At 58.5% G+C, this 16,895-nt stretch carries 24 protein-coding genes and 1 tRNA gene; 20 read left to right on the top strand and 5 right to left on the bottom strand.

Annotation, left to right across the window (positions count from 1 at the left end; all coding sequences use genetic code 11):
* Positions 1-2 precede the first annotated feature (2 nt).
* The gene (locus tag AC4BCN_RS17625) at positions 3-194 is read right to left on the bottom strand and encodes a hypothetical protein (RefSeq protein ID WP_338678945.1); all 192 of its coding nucleotides are present in this window, start codon (positions 192-194) and stop codon (positions 3-5) included.
* 34 nt (positions 195-228) lie between these two features.
* On the opposite strand from AC4BCN_RS17625, the gene AC4BCN_RS17620 reads away from it, so the two are divergent.
* The gene (locus AC4BCN_RS17620; protein ID WP_338678944.1) at positions 229-657 is read left to right on the top strand and encodes a hypothetical protein; all 429 of its coding nucleotides are present in this window, start codon (positions 229-231) and stop codon (positions 655-657) included.
* On the opposite strand, the gene AC4BCN_RS17615 is transcribed toward AC4BCN_RS17620, so the two are convergent.
* Positions 654-1,319 carry a hypothetical protein gene (locus tag AC4BCN_RS17615; RefSeq protein WP_338678943.1) on the bottom strand — a complete coding sequence of 222 codons (666 nt, stop codon included), beginning with the start codon at positions 1,317-1,319 and terminating at the stop codon, positions 654-656. The genes AC4BCN_RS17620 and AC4BCN_RS17615 overlap by 4 nt on opposite strands.
* A gap of 68 nt (positions 1,320-1,387) precedes the next feature.
* Here AC4BCN_RS17615 and AC4BCN_RS17610 point away from each other — a divergent pair, with 68 nt between their 5' ends.
* The gene (locus AC4BCN_RS17610) at positions 1,388-2,380 is read left to right on the top strand and encodes a phosphoadenosine phosphosulfate reductase domain-containing protein (protein ID WP_338678942.1); all 993 of its coding nucleotides are present in this window, start codon (positions 1,388-1,390) and stop codon (positions 2,378-2,380) included.
* A complete protein-coding gene (locus tag AC4BCN_RS17605) occupies positions 2,377-2,505 on the top strand; it encodes a hypothetical protein (RefSeq protein ID WP_338678941.1) in 129 nt (42 codons plus the stop codon). The genes AC4BCN_RS17610 and AC4BCN_RS17605 overlap by 4 nt, the downstream gene beginning before the upstream one ends.
* Positions 2,506-2,534: 29 nt before the next feature.
* Here the strand turns inward: AC4BCN_RS17605 and AC4BCN_RS17600 are convergent, their stop codons facing one another.
* Positions 2,535-2,741 carry a hypothetical protein gene (locus AC4BCN_RS17600; RefSeq protein ID WP_338678940.1) on the bottom strand — a complete coding sequence of 69 codons (207 nt, stop codon included), beginning with the start codon at positions 2,739-2,741 and terminating at the stop codon, positions 2,535-2,537.
* Here AC4BCN_RS17600 and AC4BCN_RS17595 point away from each other — a divergent pair.
* The 5 genes from AC4BCN_RS17595 to AC4BCN_RS17575 all read left to right on the top strand — a co-directional run bounded on the left by AC4BCN_RS17595 (position 2,740) and on the right by AC4BCN_RS17575 (position 5,878).
* Positions 2,740-3,267, top strand: coding sequence for a nuclease domain-containing protein (locus AC4BCN_RS17595; RefSeq protein ID WP_490491382.1), 528 nt, complete (start codon positions 2,740-2,742; stop codon positions 3,265-3,267). The two genes, AC4BCN_RS17600 and AC4BCN_RS17595, sit on opposite strands and share 2 nt — an antisense overlap.
* A 106-nt stretch (positions 3,268-3,373) precedes the next feature.
* A complete protein-coding gene (locus tag AC4BCN_RS17590) occupies positions 3,374-4,330 on the top strand; it encodes a YdaU family protein (protein ID WP_338678938.1) in 957 nt (318 codons plus the stop codon).
* On the top strand, positions 4,317-5,165 hold the full coding sequence (locus tag AC4BCN_RS17585) for an ATP-binding protein (RefSeq protein ID WP_338678937.1): 849 nt from the start codon (positions 4,317-4,319) through the stop codon (positions 5,163-5,165). Before AC4BCN_RS17590 ends, AC4BCN_RS17585 begins: the two co-directional genes overlap by 14 nt.
* 36 nt (positions 5,166-5,201) lie before the next feature.
* Complete coding sequence (locus tag AC4BCN_RS17580) at positions 5,202-5,534, top strand: hypothetical protein (protein WP_338678936.1); 333 nt, start codon at positions 5,202-5,204, stop codon at positions 5,532-5,534.
* Positions 5,531-5,878: a DUF1064 domain-containing protein gene (locus tag AC4BCN_RS17575; protein WP_338678935.1), complete on the top strand. Its 348-nt coding sequence runs from the start codon at positions 5,531-5,533 to the stop codon at positions 5,876-5,878. The genes AC4BCN_RS17580 and AC4BCN_RS17575 overlap by 4 nt, the downstream gene beginning before the upstream one ends.
* Before the next feature lie 18 nt (positions 5,879-5,896).
* Here AC4BCN_RS17575 and AC4BCN_RS17570 read toward each other — a convergent pair whose 3' ends face one another.
* Positions 5,897-6,727 (bottom strand): hypothetical protein, encoded by an 831-nt coding sequence (locus AC4BCN_RS17570; protein WP_338678934.1) that lies wholly within the window; start codon positions 6,725-6,727, stop codon positions 5,897-5,899.
* Positions 6,728-7,084: 357 nt separating this feature from the next.
* On the opposite strand from AC4BCN_RS17570, the gene AC4BCN_RS17565 reads away from it, so the two are divergent.
* The gene (locus tag AC4BCN_RS17565) at positions 7,085-7,579 is read left to right on the top strand and encodes a hypothetical protein (RefSeq protein ID WP_338678933.1); all 495 of its coding nucleotides are present in this window, start codon (positions 7,085-7,087) and stop codon (positions 7,577-7,579) included.
* Positions 7,580-7,814: 235 nt separating this feature from the next.
* Here the strand turns inward: AC4BCN_RS17565 and AC4BCN_RS17560 are convergent, their stop codons facing one another.
* Entirely contained in the window at positions 7,815-8,597 is a 783-nt protein-coding gene (locus AC4BCN_RS17560; protein ID WP_338678932.1) for a PEP-CTERM sorting domain-containing protein, read from the bottom strand.
* Between the two features lie 172 nt (positions 8,598-8,769).
* Here AC4BCN_RS17560 and AC4BCN_RS17555 point away from each other — a divergent pair, with 172 nt between their 5' ends.
* The 11 genes from AC4BCN_RS17555 (at position 8,770) to AC4BCN_RS17505 (ending at position 16,877) form a co-directional block, all read left to right on the top strand.
* On the top strand, positions 8,770-8,958 hold the full coding sequence (locus tag AC4BCN_RS17555; protein ID WP_338678931.1) for a hypothetical protein: 189 nt from the start codon (positions 8,770-8,772) through the stop codon (positions 8,956-8,958).
* 320 nt (positions 8,959-9,278) lie between these two features.
* Positions 9,279-9,352 (top strand) — tRNA-Gly (locus AC4BCN_RS17550).
* A 77-nt stretch (positions 9,353-9,429) separates the two neighbouring features.
* Positions 9,430-9,576: a hypothetical protein gene (locus tag AC4BCN_RS17545; protein ID WP_338678930.1), complete on the top strand. Its 147-nt coding sequence runs from the start codon at positions 9,430-9,432 to the stop codon at positions 9,574-9,576.
* A gap of 142 nt (positions 9,577-9,718) precedes the next feature.
* Entirely contained in the window at positions 9,719-9,967 is a 249-nt protein-coding gene (locus AC4BCN_RS17540; RefSeq protein WP_338678929.1) for a hypothetical protein, read from the top strand.
* A 254-nt stretch (positions 9,968-10,221) separates the two neighbouring features.
* Entirely contained in the window at positions 10,222-10,857 is a 636-nt protein-coding gene (locus AC4BCN_RS17535) for a putative metallopeptidase (protein ID WP_490491381.1), read from the top strand.
* A 30-nt stretch (positions 10,858-10,887) separates the two neighbouring features.
* Positions 10,888-11,349, top strand: coding sequence for a DUF2280 domain-containing protein (locus AC4BCN_RS17530; protein WP_139089442.1), 462 nt, complete (start codon positions 10,888-10,890; stop codon positions 11,347-11,349).
* Positions 11,336-12,616: a terminase large subunit domain-containing protein gene (locus AC4BCN_RS17525; protein ID WP_139089441.1), complete on the top strand. Its 1,281-nt coding sequence runs from the start codon at positions 11,336-11,338 to the stop codon at positions 12,614-12,616. Before AC4BCN_RS17530 ends, AC4BCN_RS17525 begins: the two co-directional genes overlap by 14 nt.
* Positions 12,617-12,630: 14 nt before the next feature.
* Complete coding sequence (locus AC4BCN_RS17520; RefSeq protein ID WP_490491380.1) at positions 12,631-13,998, top strand: DUF4055 domain-containing protein; 1,368 nt, start codon at positions 12,631-12,633, stop codon at positions 13,996-13,998.
* Entirely contained in the window at positions 13,999-15,219 is a 1,221-nt protein-coding gene (locus AC4BCN_RS17515; RefSeq protein WP_490491379.1) for a structural protein, read from the top strand. It abuts the gene before it with no gap.
* Positions 15,220-15,549: 330 nt separating this feature from the next.
* On the top strand, positions 15,550-15,954 hold the full coding sequence (locus AC4BCN_RS17510; protein ID WP_338678924.1) for a hypothetical protein: 405 nt from the start codon (positions 15,550-15,552) through the stop codon (positions 15,952-15,954).
* A gap of 113 nt (positions 15,955-16,067) precedes the next feature.
* Complete coding sequence (locus AC4BCN_RS17505) at positions 16,068-16,877, top strand: DUF6651 domain-containing protein (RefSeq protein ID WP_338678923.1); 810 nt, start codon at positions 16,068-16,070, stop codon at positions 16,875-16,877.
* The last annotated feature ends 18 nt before the right edge of the window (positions 16,878-16,895 follow it).

Raw genomic sequence — 16,895 nt, 5'->3', positions numbered from 1 at the left:
ATTTATTTGTGGTCGGCGGCTACTGCCGCAGCGAAGTTGGTAGCCAAAGCCTGAATGATGGCAGCCAATACTTCGGAGTTGTTTATGCCGGGGAACTGCCTGTTGTGAAGGTCTACAGCAATTTTCAACTGTTTTGCGGTGATCTCTGTTGCTGCCTCAAGTTGCGATTTTTCAACGACGCTGAGTGTGTGCATAAAACCTCCTTAATTGCGGGAAGGAAATAATATCATGATAACTAACCCTGCTCAGACTATTCGCCATCATCTGGCGAATCAAGCCGCGCCCGCTTATTCGTTGATCCGCAAGGTCTGCGCTTGCGGTAAGGCCAGCACCGCCAAGCAGTTGGCCCAGCACGGCAAATGCGCCACCTGCGCGCTTGCCGCCGTCCGTGCCGCGATCATGCCTGGCGACTTCGCCAAGCTGCAGCACATGCTGGGCGCCGTACAGGGCAAGCGGAAGAATCGCTGGGGCTATCGCAACTACTATTGCGCGAACATTTCCGGCGCTGCGCGGGAGGCGATGCAGCGCCTGGCCGATGCAGGCCTGGTCATTGCCGGCCACGAAAGCGAGACGCAGGCCTACTTCCACGCGACCCGCCTGGGTTGCAAGGCTGCTGGCCTCGACGCCGCTGGCATCAAGCGCGCGATGGAGGATTAATGATGGTTAAATTGATCGGTCGTGCCCAATTCAACTTTGAGCGTCGCGTAGTGTTGGGAAATTTCTTCCACTCTTCTGCCGATTTCGTCCTGGGTGAGTTGAAGCCTCAGTTCGGCATGCTGGACATTGTTCCTCACGCTCTCGAAATCCCTGTCGAAAGCTTCGATCCAGATGATCAGCATCGACAAATCTTGAGTCAAATTCAGCAGCGCAGTAGTGGCACTCGCACTTCCTACATCGTGCACTGGAATGGCGCGAAGTGCCTTGACGATATCATTCGTAGCCGACTCTTGATATTCAACAAATCGACGGAAAGGGTCATAAGGCTTTTCACTAAAAACCCGCCCAATACAGTCGGCATTATCCCGCGCTACCAGGCAAATGGCGAGGAATGCAGATTTCTTTCGAGCATGCTCGCGGTCCTGAATAGTCGTTGCAGTACGGAGAGCATGCTGCGCCTGTCGCTCGCCAAAGAAATATGTGGCGAACAGCGCCACCACCGTGCCAATGGCTTGCACCCACGATGCGGCGTCCGCAGAGGCCGGTCCCTTTTTAGGATCTACGATAACTGCGCTCAACGCCACAATCATAAATGTAAAGATAATAACAATAATGGACGCAAAAAACCATTGCGCAGCTTCCTTCTTCCAAGGGGCGATCATTTGTTCTCCGGTGCGCATCTAGCCGAGATGTCTCATGCTGCGATGTATTGTCAAAAGGCAATATTATCATGAGCCTGATCCACTTGATTTCACTTTCAGGCGGTAAGGACAGCACAGCTACCGCTATTCTCGCGCTGGAACAGCACGGTATGGCCGCGTGCCGCTTCGTCATGGCCGATACGGGCAACGAGCATGAGAGCACGCTGGAATATGCACTGGACTACTTGCCAGCGGCCCTTGGCATCAAGGTCGACGTGGTGCGTGCTGATTTCGCTGATGAATTCGCCACTAAGCGCGCCAACCTGGCGCGCATCGCGGCCGGCGAACCGGAGTCTGCCGTGTATGGGAAGCGCAAGTTCATGTATCACTGGACGGCCGAGGCCGCACAGCGTGCGCTTGAGCTGCTGCACCCATCTGGAAACCCATACCTGGACCTTTGCATGGTGCGGGGTGGCTTCCCATCGCGCAAACGGCAGTTTTGCACGGAATACCTCAAGACCAAGCCGTTGACGGAGTTCGCAATGGATTTGATCGATCGTGAATGCGATGCGATCTGGTCCTGGCAGGGCGTGCGGATCGACGAAAGCCAGTCGCGCCGCGAGCGTCTGCAAGGCACTGGTGCGTGCGTCAAGCACTTCGAAGTGGTTGGCGGTGGCCTGTTCACTTACCGGCCAATCTTGCGCTGGAACGTCGGTGACGTGTTCGAGGCACATCGGCTGGCCGGCATCGAGCCAAATCCGCTCTACAAGCAAGGGATGTCGCGCGTCGGCTGCATGCCTTGCATCAACTGCAGCAAAGGGGAGCTGCACGAGGTGTCACGCCGGTTCCCTCAGCACATCGCTCGAATCGCGGAATGGGAGGCTCTGGTTTCGGAAGTTTGCCGACCGCGCTCGCCCGTATCGTTTTTCCACATGGGCACCAAGGCGCATGCTGGCCAGGCATCGACTATCGAAGCAGTGGTTGAGTGGTCGAAGACGAGCCGCGGCGGCAAACAATTTTCACTGCTCACAGCGTTGGACGAGCCAACGGCGTGCAGCTCTGCTTACGGACTTTGCGAATGATGAAGAATATAACCAGCGACAAATGGCCCGGCAAGCGCGCCTCACCGGTCACCACGACCATCATGGATACGGTTTATGCCAACGGCGCCGTGCAGCCGCAGCTGCTCTCGGAGGGCGAACTATGAACAACTTGCTTTGCCCTGTCCTCGGGAAATTAGGCATTTGCCTTTATCCCCACGCGCCCGGCGTAATTGGTCGCAATAATTTGCGCAACCGCAATCACTTCATCCTTTCCATGGGGGCCTGCGTTGCTCCTGAATTTAACAAGCACCTCATGCGCGAGCTGGAGTTGTTGAAGCGCAAGGCCGGCTGCTTCGTTGTTCAAATTAGTTTGTGCTGGGCTTGCGGCGGTGATTGTCATGTCGATCCCTTGGTTAGCGAAAAGGCATCATAACATGATGCGCCGTTCACCCATGAAGCCAGGCAAGCCCCTGGCGCGCACGCCATTCAAGCGTATCTCGCCCATGCCCAGCACCGGCATGCTCTCCGTACAGTCGCACCAGCGCACGGCGCCGAAGCGCAAGGCCGGCTTGAAGTCGAAAGGCCCTGTCTCGACGCCGATCCGGCGCGCCGCGCGCGGACAGGACTGCACCCTGCGCCTGGCCGTCTGCAACTTCGACCCTGACACCACCGTGCTCTGCCATTCAAACTTCTTGGCGGACGGGAAGGGCATGGGCCTGAAGGCACCGGACACGGTCGCTGCGTTTGGTTGCAGCGCGTGCCACGACGTGCTCGACGGCCGGCGCCGGCGCCCGGTTGATCTGCCGCTGGCCGGCCTGGAGGCTGCCTTTCGCGCGGCCGTCGGCACTACACATGAAATTTTACGGTCGATGGGCCTGCTTGATGTAGCGCCCAGTGACCAAAAACAAAAAATGGAACACAAATGACGCGAATTATCTTCCGTAAATTCGTGCTTGGCGGCATGCCCGGCACCTTGGGCTTCCCGCTGGTGGCTGCGCTGTTCGGCGCGGCGCGTGCGCAGGAGGCTCGGCCTTGAACTACTTCGAGCACCATATTGGCGACTATGACAAGAATACCTCGCACCTTTCCGCCTGCGAGGACGGGATCTATTGCCGCATGATTCGGCGCTACCTCGACAAGGAAATGCCACTCGATCCGGACATCGAGGAAATAAAACGTGTCGTTCGCGCACGCAGCCGTGAAGAAAAAAAGGCGGTTGACGTCGTTCTCAAAGAGTTTTTTTCTCTCGCTGCCGATGGCTGGCACCACAAAACGTGTGACGAAATTATCTTCGCATTCCAGGCCGGCGAGCCAGAGCGCGAGGCGAAGAAGGCGAACGAGGAAACACGCATGAGGCGACATAGAGACGAGCGTGCAGCCCTGTTTGCCCAGCTTACGGCTGCTGGGCAGCACGCTGCTTGGAATATCGGAATCAAGGAACTCCGGGCGATGGCGAGTGCGTTGCAGGCCCCGAAAATCCCGGAACCTGAAACGCCACCTGTAACGGCACCTGCAACGCCTGCAACGGCTACCCAAACACCAATACCCAATCACCAAACACCAATATATAAAACCTTGTCGGAGAAAATCCCCGACTCGGCGATTCCAACGGTGCCTGTGGTCGATATCAAGGAAGCCAGGGAAAAACGCAAGCACAGCGCTGACGACGAGAAGTGCGCACGTTGGCTGTTCGGCCGGGTGCTGGCGAACAACGACTCCGCCAGGCAGCCGAACTTCGACACCTGGGCTGACGACGTGCGGCTGCTACGAGAGCGGGACAAGCGCACCCACGCGGAAATCTGCGAGCTTTTCCAATGGGCCCAGGGAGATGCGTTCTGGTGCTCGAACATCCTCTCGCCGGCAAAGTTGCGCGAGAAGTGGGATCAACTGACGATGAAACGAACGCCTTTGGGCGGAAAGACGGCACAGCATGGAAACTTTGGCAAGCAGGATTACCACAAGGGCGTTGGGGCAGATGGCACCTTTTGAAGGCAAGAAGCGCTTCGTCAGCGCGAAGATCGAGCGCTGCCCAATGCACGGCGAGTACACGGCAATGCTGATTCGCGGCGCCTGGTCCGGCTGCCCGGACTGCATGAACGTCGAAGACCAGGTGCGCGAGGCCGAGCAGCGCGCCGCCTGGCGCCAGGAACTTAAGGCGCGCGAATGGAGCGCAAAGCTCGGCCGTGCTGCTATTCCCGAGCGTTTTGCTGATCGCCGCCTCGAATCGTACCGGCCGGACTGCTCAGGCGCCGAGCGCGCGCTGGCCGTAGCCACCCGGTACGCCGAGAACTTCGAAGACGCCCGGGCCATTGGCGCATGCCTGATCTTCGCCGGGGATGTCGGTACCGGCAAGACGCACTTGGCCGTGGGCATTGCCCACCACATCATGGCGCAAGGGCGCCAGGCGGTCTTCACGTCGGTGATGCGCGCGGTGCGCTCCGTCAAGGAAACCTACGCCAAGGGCGCCGGGCGCACCGAGGCGCAGGCCATCCGCGACCTGGTCGATCCTGATCTGCTGATCCTCGACGAGGTGGGCGTGCAGCACGGTAGCGACACGGAAAAGCTGATCCTCTTCGAGATCATCAACGGCCGCTATGAGGCGGCGCGCCCGACCATCGTCATCAGCAATCTGGACGCTGCCGGCCTGGAGCAGTTCCTGGGTGCGCGGGCGTTTGACCGACTGCGCGAGGGCGGCGGCAGGCTGGTGGTCTTCGATTGGGAGTCGCACAGGGGGAAGCGCCCGAGCGTCCAGGCTGCGAATGCCGCTCAGGATTTGCCTGAGGCACCGCCGCACTGCGCAAGGGCCATGGCCGCTACGAAGTGACGTACCCATCAGAAAAAACGGCTTAAAAGGCTTTAAATGAAAAATCAAGAAAACAAAATCGCAGCAAACAAACGCCTGGCCGAGCTGCTGGGCTGGTCCAACATCGTCGAGGTGGGCGGCGCTCTGGTCGGCACGCCGCCGGCTGGCGCCGCCGCAAGTCGCGGCCAGGCCATGGTGCCGGACTGGATGGGCGGCTGGGCGGCGGCCGCGCCGCTGCTTGTGCAGTTTGAGATCCGGCTGATGCCGATGTCGGTCGGCGTCGATGCCAGCGGCTTCCTGGAGTGGTACCGGTTCTATCCGGACAGGGACGCAGCTGCGCGCGCAGCAATCGTCAAGGCGGTCACTCATCGCCTAGAGAAAGCGCAATGATGGCCCGTGGCTTGCAGGCACTGGGACGCCTCAAGGTCGGCGCCATGAACAAGACCGAAGCCGCGTATGCGCAGACGCTGGAGCTGCGCAAGGCCGCCGGCGAGGTGGCCTGGTACAAGTTCGAAGGCCTGAAATTCCGCCTGGCCGACAACACGTTTTATACGCCCGACTTCGCCGTGCAGCTGGCCGACGGCGCGCTGGAGGCGCACGAAGTGAAAGGGCATTGGCAAGAGGATGCACGCGCGAAGATCAAGATCGCGGCCGACATGTATCCGCTGCGCTTCGTTGCCGTCCAAGTGCTGCCGAAGAAGGCGGGCGGCGGCGGGAAAGTAGAGGAATTTTGATTGTGGTTCTAAATCGGATTAGACGTCCGAAGTATCAGTGTCTATTCGAAGTGATTTTGGATATTTTTGACGCCTAAAATAAAGCAACGTAGCAGACATACATACATAAAGACCCCCTGTTATATATACCGAAAGTAATTCTGGCTGCGGACTTGAAGCCATGAAATTTTTAATTTCATCCGGGAAAAATAAAGAAAGTAAAATTGCTGCGAGTCCAATTATTAGGACAATCCATAAAAATGGTATGGGATTGATTATGGAGGAAATCGCCTTTATGTTGTTTGGATAATCAGTCTGACGTTTTCCGTTAATTCCTTTAGGGATTCCTTTAATTGTGCCGATTATTCTCGTATTGATGTCCTCACTAGTGTGCAGTAATTCAATTACTGCGCCGTCGTCAGTGTCTAAAAAGGAAAATACTAATTCTACTTCGTTTGATTTTGTGGTGGATAGCGAACACTTTAAATCGTTCGCAGTCCGTGAAACTTGTAAAATCGTAGCTGATAAAATTGTTCCTTTGTTGTCTGTTACAATCTTGAGTGGATCGGATGATGCTATATGATCTCCATCAATTGTTTTTTCTCCTGAATTCCAAAGTGTAATAATCGATCGCGTCAGCCTTGGTATATTTCGACCATTGTAATCAACTTTTATTCCCGTGGGTAAATTAGACCCGGCTAATCCCAATAGTCTTTTTCCTGAACAGTGGAATGTAAGTGCAGTTCTTTGTCGTGTGAGGAAAAACGTTGCTATTGCTGCCGCTAGGCCTACAATTCCTATCAAAGATCCAACCCAACCAGGAGCGAGAAGACTCAGTATGTTATTTACCCAAGCTGTAAAATTTGTCATATCGTATTTCTTTATGATTTAAGTTTTATATGGAAAAAGTTATTATGATGGCCCATTAATATTTTATGATTTAACACAATGGGTCAGATTTTAGCTCTCTTGTAAGTGCTATTTTGATGTGCATTCTAGTATTTCTTGGAAAGATTTTTTTGTTAGTTTCTATCGTACAACATTTCGCAGGTGGCGGTATTGATAGTTGGTATTATTTTTATTGTGACCGCAGCTTAAAATATGTAATTCGACTAATACCATGTGCTGCTGCAAGGCCGTCATGGGTGTTAACATCTGCCAATACAACGAAAGGCAATTATGGGTTTTACAGACCGCTACATCGCATCGATAGGTTCGAGCAACCTCATGGACGACGCGCAGCACCACCAGACGGACCCGCTGGCCGCTGCAGCGCTTGCCGGCGACATTGGCGCGCTGCTTTGTCGCGTGAAGTACGCCGACGGTACGCTCAACCGCATGTTCGAGGGCAGCCAGCAGAACCTGGCCCAGCTGCTGCGCATCTGGACCGCCGAAGTGATCAAGCGCGGCCGGTTCCGCCGCTGGGTGCCAGAAAATACAGCCTGGGATGCGGCAGCGGCGCAAGCGCTTTACCGGCGCGTAGCCGAGAAGTCGCTGGCGCACTGGCTCGACGGCACGTGCAAAGGCTGCAGCGGCACTGGTGTCAAGGTGCTGCTGGGGAATGGACTGTGCACGTCGTGCAAAGGAACCGGCGTCGCGGCAGTGTACGGCGTGGCCGGCCTGGAGCTGGAGCGCGTCAAGGATATGGTCAGCGAGCTGAGCTCCATTCACGACAGTCATTCTGGCCGGGCGGGCGGTCTGTTACGCGGCGGAGACATGTAGCGCAAGTTTTCTTTAAGCCTGTGTTTACAAACAGTATTTCTGCGGTATACTTCAATCCTCAGTTCAAGAAAATTCTTCCGGAAATCGTAATGTGCGCATCGCGCCACCGATAGCTGGAACTCGCGACAGTACCCGGACCCAGCGCCGTACCTGCACGCCTTGAATTTGCCGCTCACCACGCGCTATAGTCGTGGGAGCAAACAAATAAGCCACCTCATGGGTGGCTTTCCCATTTCTAGGCCTGCTTGTTGCGCCGGCGCGTCATGAAGCCCAATAGGCCGAGGCCGGCCAGCATCATGGCGTACGTTTCTGGCTCTGGAATCGGATTGACGCCGCCAAAACCGTCCACGTACGCATAGCCGGTATGGCCGCTGAAATAGCAGTCTGCTGCTGCTACCGAGAGCGTGAAGTCGTGGCCGGACAGGCTGGAATCGATTGTGAGGCGTTCGACTTGCCATAGAGGCGTGTAGTAATAATTGCCAAACGTTTCAAATCGTGTGTCAACGCCGCCACCGCCATTACCGGCATTGTAAAAACGGCTGACCAATTCAGTGCCCGTGGTGTCATCGCGCAGCGAGATGAATAGCGCTGCTGATTCGTTATCGGCGTGGCCGCCGTTTTCAAGCACGGCCTTCCATGTAAAGAAAATATTGGATTCGGTGTAGTTGCTGACCGATTGGCTGATCACCGAAGCGTAGCCGCCACTGTTCCTATCCTCGACTCGGTACGAATATTTTCCAGCGTACACGGTCGAGCCCAGATCGGAGCCAATGATCGGGTCAACCGTGCCGGCCGCGATGATGTCCGAGCGCGTAGCGGGGCCACTGTAAAGGCTGCCTCCAGGTAGAAGCTTGCCGGGATTGAGGGAGGCGTTGAGCGTGTTGCCGCGGTACCCTTCACCGGTGGTCCAGCCGGTCGCGTTGCCGTTTTCGAAGCCACCATTTTTGAAATTGTCCGCTTGCACAGCGGCGCTGGCGAGCCAGAGCGCCAGTGTCGCCCAATAAAATTTTCGGTTCATGGTTTTCCTGTGGAATAAGTTAGGTCGGGCAAATGCCCGGAGCCAAACAGAGCAGGAAGCGTGCCATTTTACTAAGTCGCTGAATTTAAATGAAAATCGCCTGAGCTTGCTGTTTTACGAGGTACGAGTGTAAAAAAACTCGACAGCCGCAACAACCAGCATAGCGACGTGAATGACAGCTTTCGAGGTTGCTTTGTCCGAAACCACCCATCCGCCACACTACCTGGCACGCGACTACCTGGAGAGCCGCGCACCGGCGCCAGATCGGCTACCCACGCGGGAAGAGGTGCGCCGCGAGCTGGGCTGGACATTGATTGCTGTGGAGCACCAGACGCAGGCCGAGGATGACGAACGAAACTGAACTGGCCGGATGCGCGCGCGAGTATGCCGTCGCAGGCCTGAAAAGGAGGTGCGCCGTGAAGTAGCGATCCAGCAACCAAATAGATCAATCAGTCGGGCGCCGCCGCGAGGCTGCGCGCCAAACCGACGCTGGGACGCTGTCACCCAGCACCAACAATCCAACGTGATATCTCAGCTACCATCTTCGCAATCGCGCAAAGTTGAGCTGTGCGCTGTATGTAGAGCCAGAAAAAATCGTATTTGGTCATAGAGGCCTCATTGGTTGTTTGTTCAATCATGAGGGAAATGCAAATACGATTCCTCTGGTGGGTTTTCCAAAACGCGGGTGTAGCTCAATGGCAGAGCGGAAGCCTTCCAAGCTTTCCACGAGGGTTCGATTCCCTTCACCCGCTCCAGTTTCCCTTGCCCGGCATGCCGGGTTTCGCCGCCGGTCGCATCGCTGCGCTGGTGGCTTTTCTATTTAAGGTGCCGTATGTTCGATATCGACTTCCGCCGGATGATCATCACCATCACTCTGGCGGGTGCGGTAATCGGCGGCGCCATCGTCGCACTCGTGTTGCTGGCCTGGCCCTGGTTATGGGCGATGGCCAAGCCGGCGTTGCACACCTTGACCACCTGACACTTGCGACTGCCAGCGCGCTCCAGTGGCAGAGCTTGAAGAAACGGGCGCAGCTCACCGACGTAGCAAAGATCCAGAGGAATCCAGCCGCGATGCACCGCGGCGCCTGCTGGGGGCGGGCGGTGACACAACGAAAGCCGAAATGCAGAAAACCCAGCACTCATCAAACAACGGCGTGCTCTGCGCGCCTGCAGGCTGGGATCAGGCCGAGCTGCCATGCAACGCGCTGCCGATCACGCGCACGCACGTGGGAGATCTGCCTGCCGTGGTGTCGTACTGGCGGCCAGATGCTGCTGAACTGGCGGCGTTGAATGCTGGCGGCGCCGTTCGGCTGTGGGTGGTGGGCGCAACGATGCCGCCCGTGATGCTCGACGTCGACGGCGCGAGCTAATTTAGGATACTTCGCCACGCTACATTCCAAATCCATTCGAAGAACGGACGCAGATAGTAGGCGAACTTAGCAAGGTCAGTGGCGACGGCCAGAATGCGGCGGAAGTTGAGGTAAATTCGTTTCATGTGGTTTCTCCTTTGAGGTTTGGACAGTGGGTGCCGCGCGCCTACCCGTTAAAGTGCGCAACTGCTCGGCAAGGGCATTGCGGGATAGGCCTGCGTCTCGCCTATAGTGTGGGTTAGGAGCAGCAAGCGATGAAGAAAAAGCAATTCGCCACACCTGGCGCTCGTCCATTCCCTCCGGAGTCCTTTGCCGACCCGCTGAGCGGCCGCTACTTGCCCGCGCCCGAGGTGCTCAAGTGGGCGCGCGCAACCATCCTCACCGAAGGCGGCGAGCTCTACAACGAAGACCACGCCCACCTGGAATATGCCGACGTGCAGTTCCTGTGGGCGCCGATGGGCTTCGTGAAGGCTGGCCGCACCGTGCTGGGTCAGTGCGAAGAGGTCACGTTTCGCTGTGGGCCGTGGCAGAAAGGCCGCCAGCAACAGCAGATGACCGACTGGTTCGGCGCGGTACCGGACTTCCTCATCACCTTGGACGCATCGTATTGCCTGACCTGCAGCGACGCCGACTTCTGCGCGCTGCTCGAGCACGAGCTTTATCACATCGCCCAAGAGCTGGATGACTTCGGCGCGCCGGCCTTCAACAAGTACGGCCTGCCGAAGCTGTGCATGCGCGCGCATGACGTCGAAGAGTTCATCGGCGTGGTACGACGCTACGGTGCCAGCGAGGACGTGCAGCGCATCATCGACGCAGCAAAGACCCCGCCAGAAGTGGCGAAAATCAACATTGCGAGGGCGTGCGGAACGTGTCTGCTAAAGGCTGCGTAGCCTTTACGTTGCTTTACAGGAAACTAAAACATGGCCGCACTCAAGGACGAGGTGAAGCTGTACGTCGTCACCGCGCTGGCCTGTTTCGACTCGCCGACGCAGGTTTCGATAGCAGTAAAAGAGGAATTTGGCCTCGATGTGAGCCGCCAGCAGGTGTCCTGCTACGACCCGAACACGTACGTGGGCCGCAACCTGAGCCTGAAATGGCGCACGATCTTCGAAGAGACGCGCGCCAAGTTCCGCGCCACTGCCGAGGAAATCCCGATCGCCAGCAAGGCATTTCGCCTGCGCGGCCTGGCCCGGCTGGCACAGAAGGCCGAGAGCATGCGCAACTTGCCGCTGGTGGCAAGCCTGTATGAGCAGGCCGCGAAGGAAGTAGGGGACATTTACGTGAACAAGGGCAAGGCCGAACCGAACGACCAGCTGCCAACACCCGTGCAAATCATCATCGGCGTCAAGGATGGGGCGCGAAAGAACGATGACCCAACTTGACCTTAATATTCCGCAAGCGGAATTCCTGAACCTGCCGCACAAGTACAAGGCGTATGTCGCGGGCTTCGGGTCCGGTAAGACCTTTGTGGGCTGCGTCGGCATCTGCATGCATTTCTGGCAGTGGCCAGGCATCAGCCAGGGCTACTTCGCGCCGACCTATCCGCAGATCCGCGACATTTTCTATCCCACGATGGAAGAGGTCGCGTATGCGATGGGCCTGCGCATCAAGGTGAAGCAGGGAGATCACGAAGTCGAGGTGTACGAGGGGCGGCTGTATCGCGGCACCGTCATCTGCCGCTCGATGGAGAAGCCAGAAACCATCGTTGGCTTCAAGATCGGCCACGCGCTGATCGATGAGCTGGACGTGATGCCGATGCTCAAGGCGCAGACGGCCTGGCGCAAGATCATCGCGCGGATGCGCTACAACGTGCCAGGCCTGCTCAACGGCATCGACGTGACCACCACGCCGGAGGGCTTCAAGTTCGTCTACCAGCAGTTCGTGAAGGCGGTGCGTGACAAGCCCGAGTTGGCGACGCTGTATGGACTGATCCAGGCCAGCACGTTCGACAACGAGCTCAACCTACCAGCCGACTACATCCCGTCGCTGCTGGCCAGCTACCCGCCGGCGCTGATCGATGCCTACCTACGCGGCAAGTTCACCAACCTGACCAGCGGCTCGGTCTATCCGGACTTCGACCGCTTCAAGAACCGCACGACGCAGATCATCCTGCCTGGCGAGCCGCTGCAGGTAGGCCTCGACTTCAACGTGCTGAACATGACGGCGTGCATCAACGTGGTCCGCGAGGGCCAGCCGATGACACTGGCCGAGCGTGTGAAAGTGCGCGATACGCCGGCCATGGCCAGGATCCTGGCGGAGGACTTCAAGGACAAGGGCCACCAGGTGAAGATTTTCCCGGATGCCTCCGGCCAGAACACCAGCAGCAAGAACGCCAGCGAGTCCGACCTGTCCATTTTGCGCCAGGCGGGCTTCCTGCTCGAAGTGAACCACTCAAATCCAGCGGTCAAGGACCGGGTCAACGCCTATAACGGGATGATCCTGAACGCCCAGGGCGAGCGCCGCTGGAAGATCAACACCGACCAGTGCCCGACCACCACCGAGGCGCTGGAGCAGCAGGTATGGGGCGCCGACGGCCAACCGGACAAGAAATCCGGCCATGACCACCCGAACGATGCGAATGGCTACTTCCTTGTGAAGCGCTACCCGATCGTGAAGAGCACGACGACCACAGCGCCGCTGCGCATGTAACAACAAGGATTTCCATGACCGACGCCGTACGCAAACAATCAGCAGAAGCCGCGAAGCTGAACGAGGATTGCGCCCTGGTTGCCGCGCTGCTGGGTGGCACCAAGGCCATGCGGGCGGCTGGCAAGAAGTATTTGCCGCAGTGGCCGGGCGAGGACAGCGAGAGCTACGATCTTCGCCTGGCCGTGGCCACGTTGTTCCCGGCCTATGCTCGTACTATTGATGTGCTGTCGGCCAAGCCGTTCAGCAAGCCGGTGACACTGGGCGAGGACGTGCCAGAACGGCTCCAGCCTTGGTTGCAGAACGTCGACCTGTCCGGCCGTGATCTGCACAGCTTTCTGTCGGAAATCACCCAGGAGGCCATGGGCTACGGTTTCTCGGGCATCTTGGTTGACTTCCCAAAGGCTGGCAACCTGGTCACGAAGGCTGACGAAGAGGCCGCTGGCGTGCGTCCGTACTTCATTCAGGTGCACGTGCAAAACATCCTGGGCTGGCTGCCGAAGAATGCCACCAGCCTGGAAGGCTTGACCCAGCTGCGGTTGCTGGAAAGCGTATCCGAGCCGGATGGCGACTTCGACACCAAGGAAATCGAGCAGGTGCGCGTCTTGGGGCGCGGTACCTGGCAGACCTGGCGCCAGCGTGAGTCCAATGGGAAGAAAGAATGGTTCCTGCATGAGGAAGGCGTCACCACACTGAAGCGCATCGCGTTCGTGCCCGTCTACGGCAAGCGCCTGGGCTACATGCAGGCCACGCCGCCGCTGCTCGAGCTGGCGCATAGCAACGTCGAGCACTGGCAGAGCAAGAGCGACCAGCAGAACATCCTGCACGTCGCGCGCGTGCCGATCCTGTTTGCCAAGATGCTGGGCGAGGGCGGTATCACCGTCGGCGCCGGCAGTGCGGTCAAGTCAGAATCTCCCGAAGGCGACCTGAAATTCGTGGAGCACGGCGGCAAGGCCATCGAGGCCGGACGTCTGTCCATTCTCGATCTGGAAGACCGCATGCGCCAGGCTGGTGCGGAACTGCTGGTGATCAAGCCGGGCAACGTGACCGAATCGCAGACGCTGGCAGACAACGAGCAGGGCGCTTGCGCGCTGCAGAAGATTGCGGGCAACGTCGAAGACGCCGGCGACCAGGCGCTGCAGCTGATGGCTGAATGGGTGGGGGAGGCCGAAGGCGGCCACATCACCATTTTCAAGGACTTCGGTGCCGCGTCGCTGGCCGAGACCAGTGCCGAGTTGCTGTTCAAGAGTGCCGCGAGTGGGAAAATCTCCGGCGAAACCTACTTCAACGAACTACAGCGCCGCGGCATCGTGTCGCCAGACCTGAAGTGGGAGGACGAGCAGGAGCGTATCCAGTCATCCCCGCCTGATCTGGTGGCGGCATAGATGGGCGCGCTCGAAGAGTGGCTTGCTGAGATGTTCCTCGTGCACTCCCTGAACCTACTGCGTTTCTCGGCCGGCACGCAGGATAAGATCCTGCTGCTGATGGGCGCCATGTCAAAGGAACTCGCGGCAAAATTGAACGAGGGCGAGATATCGACCTACGGCAAGCAGCGCTTGGGCGCGCTGCTGCGCGAGTCGAACGCGGTGATCTCGTCGCACTACACCGGCATGCAGGCCGAAATGACCCGCAATCTGACCGGCATGGTGCGCATCGAGGCCGATTACACGGCTAAGGTGCTGACGCAGGGCCTCAAGATTGAGCTGGGCGCCAAGCTGCCGCCTGCCACTTACCTCGAAAAGCTGGTCGGCGATACCCTGATCAAGGGCGCCTCGTCGGCGGACTGGTGGAAGCGCCAGGCGCTCGATACGCAGTTTCGATTCACCAGCCAGGTGCGGCTCGGCGCAGCGCAGGGCGAAACGACGTCACAGATCGTGTCGCGCGTGCTGGGCAAGAGCGCGAAGGCGGCCGATTCGCTGGCCAACAAGCCGGCATTGCCTGCCACGCCTCCAATGCCCGATTCGAAGCCGCCGCCCGCCGGGCCGGTAACGAAGCCGGGTGTGCCGCCAGCTGATCCGGCCGCCAAGCCGCCCAGTGCCGCGCCGGATACTGTTGCGCCGGGCGAGCAGGGCATCTTGAAAACTTCAGCCGCAAACGCGCGCGCACTGGTGCACAGCTCGGTGCAGGCCGTGGCCAACGCCGCGCGGCTGGCCTCGTTTAAGCAGAATGCGGATCTGATCGAGTGTCTAGTCTGGCTGCAGACGCTCGATTCGCACACCTGCCTGCTGTGCGCCATGCGCGACCTGCACGAGTATTCGCTGCACGACCAAGAGCCGATCAATCATACCCACGAGTGGGCGGGCGGTCCTGGTGCCATTCATTTCAGCTGCCGCTGCGTGCTCAGCACGCGCACCAAGTCCTTTGCGGACCTGGGCATCGAGTTGGACGAGCCCGGCGAGAGCACACGCCCGAGCGACGGCGGGGCGGTCAGCAGCAAGATGAACTTCAAGGACTTCCTGGCCAGCAAGGATAAGGCCTGGCGGGCGGAATACTTGGGTCCAGGCCGCGCCGAGATGTACGAGGCGGGCAAGATCACGCTGAACGACCTGATGAACCTCAAGGGGCGCAAGTTGACACTTGAAGAATTGCAGGCCAAATATAAATAAAGATCGCAGGTCGTGACTCAAGACAAGGGGACGTAATGGAGTCAGGTGGAATGATCAATATTTGTGTGATGTGGGGATCTTTCGCTCAACAGCAACTCGGTCAACTCCCTTCGGCGACGAGTGGGTCTTGCGCCGGGGCATGGCACCCGAATACAGCCCTTACGTTTTCGGCGCAAGAGCAGTATGACCAGAACATGGTCACCGATCCAGAAATGATGCGGCGATATCGCCCGATGTTTCGATGATTTAGACCGCTCAGGCGTTTTCTTATTACCAATGAAGGCCGCCCGTGCAACCAGGCGGCTTTTTTTATGCCGCAAGCGAGGACGCATGGAAATTGCACTGCAAGTCGCGGCTGCCGTATGGGGCGCGTGGATCGCCCTCAACCTGCTGATGGTGACTCTCGCGGTGACCATCCTGCCGGTTCAGCAGGTGCACTTCGACGGATTCCGGGCGCGGCTGCCGACCTCATTGCCGACGCTGCTGGCGCCGGCTGAGATCGCCGCTGTCGTGGCACACGAGCATGGTCACGGCCATCACCTGCATACCTGGACCAACCTGGTGCTGCGATGCCTGCTTTTGACTCCCGGACCGCAGCGCCGGCGCCGACAGGAACTCGAAGCCGACGACTATGCTGTTGCGCGCGGGCACGGCGCCCACTTGGCCAGCGCGCTGCGCAAACTGTCGAGCCATCCCGATGATGTATCGAGAGCCGAGCGTCTGGAGCGCATGTAGCACAAACGAATTCACCGACCGCCCTTGAGACGGTTTTTTATTGCCGCAAGCGGACGCAACGCGGCGCACGGCCGGAAGGCCACTGATAGGGCGGATGCCCGGAAAGAACGACCATGCCATTCAAATACAACGCAGACGGAACCATTGCGATCGACGGCGAGAAGAAACTGCCGATCTTCATTCACCCCAACGGTACCGAAGCGCCATTCGATGCGGATACCACGCTGGGAACGATCACCCGCCTGAACGGTGAGGCCAAGACCCATCGCGAGGCGAAGGAGGTTGCCGAGCAGCGCCTGAAGTCGTTCGACGGCATCGAAGACGGCGTGGCCGCCTTGGCTGCACTGAACACGGTGAAGAGCCTGAGCTCCGGCGAATTGAAGACGGCGGCTCAAGTCAAAGAAATCCAAGACGCGGCTGCCAAGACCGCGCAAGAGCAGGTTGCGGCGCAGGCCAAGGCAAGCGCCACACAGCTGCAGGAACTGACAGCGCAACTGGAAAAGCGCACCAGCGAACTGAATACCCACATGATCGGCGGCGGCTTTTCCAGCTCGAAGCTGTTCACTGACGACAAGCACCCGCTGCGTCTGGCCATCCCACCCGAAATGGCCAAGGCGTATTTCGGCAACAACTTCAAAGTCGAGGACGGCAAGACCGTTCCGTATGACGCCGCCGGCAACAAGATCTTCTCGCCGACCCGCCCGGGCGAAATCGCCGACTTCGATGAAGGCCTGGCGCAGTTGGTACAAGCCTGCCCGTTCAAGGATCAGATCCTCAAGGGTTCCGGCGCATCAGGTGGTGGTGCGACGGGCGGTGGTGCAGGCGCTGGCGCAGGCAAATCCATGACGCGCGCCGCTTTTGATGCAGCGACGCCGGCCGCCAAGGCGGAATTCGCCAAGGGCGGCGGTGCCGTTACAGATTAATCACTGCCGACATTGAGC

The organism is Janthinobacterium sp. Bl 1 (assembly GCF_058215535.1).
Note: the sequence above shows the minus strand (reverse complement) of the source record. Positions and strands in the feature narration are given on the sequence as shown.

Bases quoted from the DNA above. Each gene is read 5' to 3' on its own strand.
- AC4BCN_RS17555 (WP_338678931.1), top strand. From the start codon at position 8,770: ATGACAGCTTTCGAGGTTGCTTTGTCCGAAACCACCCATCCGCCACAC.
- AC4BCN_RS17575 (WP_338678935.1), top strand. From the start codon at position 5,531: ATGATGGCCCGTGGCTTGCAGGCACTGGGACGCCTCAAGGTCGGCGCC.
- AC4BCN_RS17585 (WP_338678937.1), top strand. From the start codon at position 4,317: ATGGCACCTTTTGAAGGCAAGAAGCGCTTCGTCAGCGCGAAGATCGAG.
- AC4BCN_RS17620 (WP_338678944.1), top strand. From the start codon at position 229: ATGATAACTAACCCTGCTCAGACTATTCGCCATCATCTGGCGAATCAA.
- AC4BCN_RS17505 (WP_338678923.1), top strand. From the start codon at position 16,068: ATGCCATTCAAATACAACGCAGACGGAACCATTGCGATCGACGGCGAG.
- AC4BCN_RS17565 (WP_338678933.1), top strand. From the start codon at position 7,085: ATGGACGACGCGCAGCACCACCAGACGGACCCGCTGGCCGCTGCAGCG.
- AC4BCN_RS17610 (WP_338678942.1), top strand. From the start codon at position 1,388: ATGAGCCTGATCCACTTGATTTCACTTTCAGGCGGTAAGGACAGCACA.
- AC4BCN_RS17510 (WP_338678924.1), top strand. From the start codon at position 15,550: ATGGAAATTGCACTGCAAGTCGCGGCTGCCGTATGGGGCGCGTGGATC.
- AC4BCN_RS17560 (WP_338678932.1), bottom strand. From the start codon at position 8,597: ATGAACCGAAAATTTTATTGGGCGACACTGGCGCTCTGGCTCGCCAGC.
- AC4BCN_RS17530 (WP_139089442.1), top strand. From the start codon at position 10,888: ATGGCCGCACTCAAGGACGAGGTGAAGCTGTACGTCGTCACCGCGCTG.
- AC4BCN_RS17600 (WP_338678940.1), bottom strand. From the start codon at position 2,741: ATGACAATCACCGCCGCAAGCCCAGCACAAACTAATTTGAACAACGAA.
- AC4BCN_RS17595 (WP_490491382.1), top strand. From the start codon at position 2,740: ATGTCGATCCCTTGGTTAGCGAAAAGGCATCATAACATGATGCGCCGT.
- AC4BCN_RS17615 (WP_338678943.1), bottom strand. From the start codon at position 1,319: ATGATCGCCCCTTGGAAGAAGGAAGCTGCGCAATGGTTTTTTGCGTCC.
- AC4BCN_RS17625 (WP_338678945.1), bottom strand. From the start codon at position 194: ATGCACACACTCAGCGTCGTTGAAAAATCGCAACTTGAGGCAGCAACA.
- AC4BCN_RS17545 (WP_338678930.1), top strand. From the start codon at position 9,430: ATGTTCGATATCGACTTCCGCCGGATGATCATCACCATCACTCTGGCG.
- AC4BCN_RS17515 (WP_490491379.1), top strand. From the start codon at position 13,999: ATGGGCGCGCTCGAAGAGTGGCTTGCTGAGATGTTCCTCGTGCACTCC.
- AC4BCN_RS17540 (WP_338678929.1), top strand. From the start codon at position 9,719: ATGCAGAAAACCCAGCACTCATCAAACAACGGCGTGCTCTGCGCGCCT.
- AC4BCN_RS17580 (WP_338678936.1), top strand. From the start codon at position 5,202: ATGAAAAATCAAGAAAACAAAATCGCAGCAAACAAACGCCTGGCCGAG.
- AC4BCN_RS17570 (WP_338678934.1), bottom strand. From the start codon at position 6,727: ATGACAAATTTTACAGCTTGGGTAAATAACATACTGAGTCTTCTCGCT.
- AC4BCN_RS17535 (WP_490491381.1), top strand. From the start codon at position 10,222: ATGAAGAAAAAGCAATTCGCCACACCTGGCGCTCGTCCATTCCCTCCG.
- AC4BCN_RS17525 (WP_139089441.1), top strand. From the start codon at position 11,336: ATGACCCAACTTGACCTTAATATTCCGCAAGCGGAATTCCTGAACCTG.
- AC4BCN_RS17520 (WP_490491380.1), top strand. From the start codon at position 12,631: ATGACCGACGCCGTACGCAAACAATCAGCAGAAGCCGCGAAGCTGAAC.
- AC4BCN_RS17605 (WP_338678941.1), top strand. From the start codon at position 2,377: ATGATGAAGAATATAACCAGCGACAAATGGCCCGGCAAGCGCGCCTCA.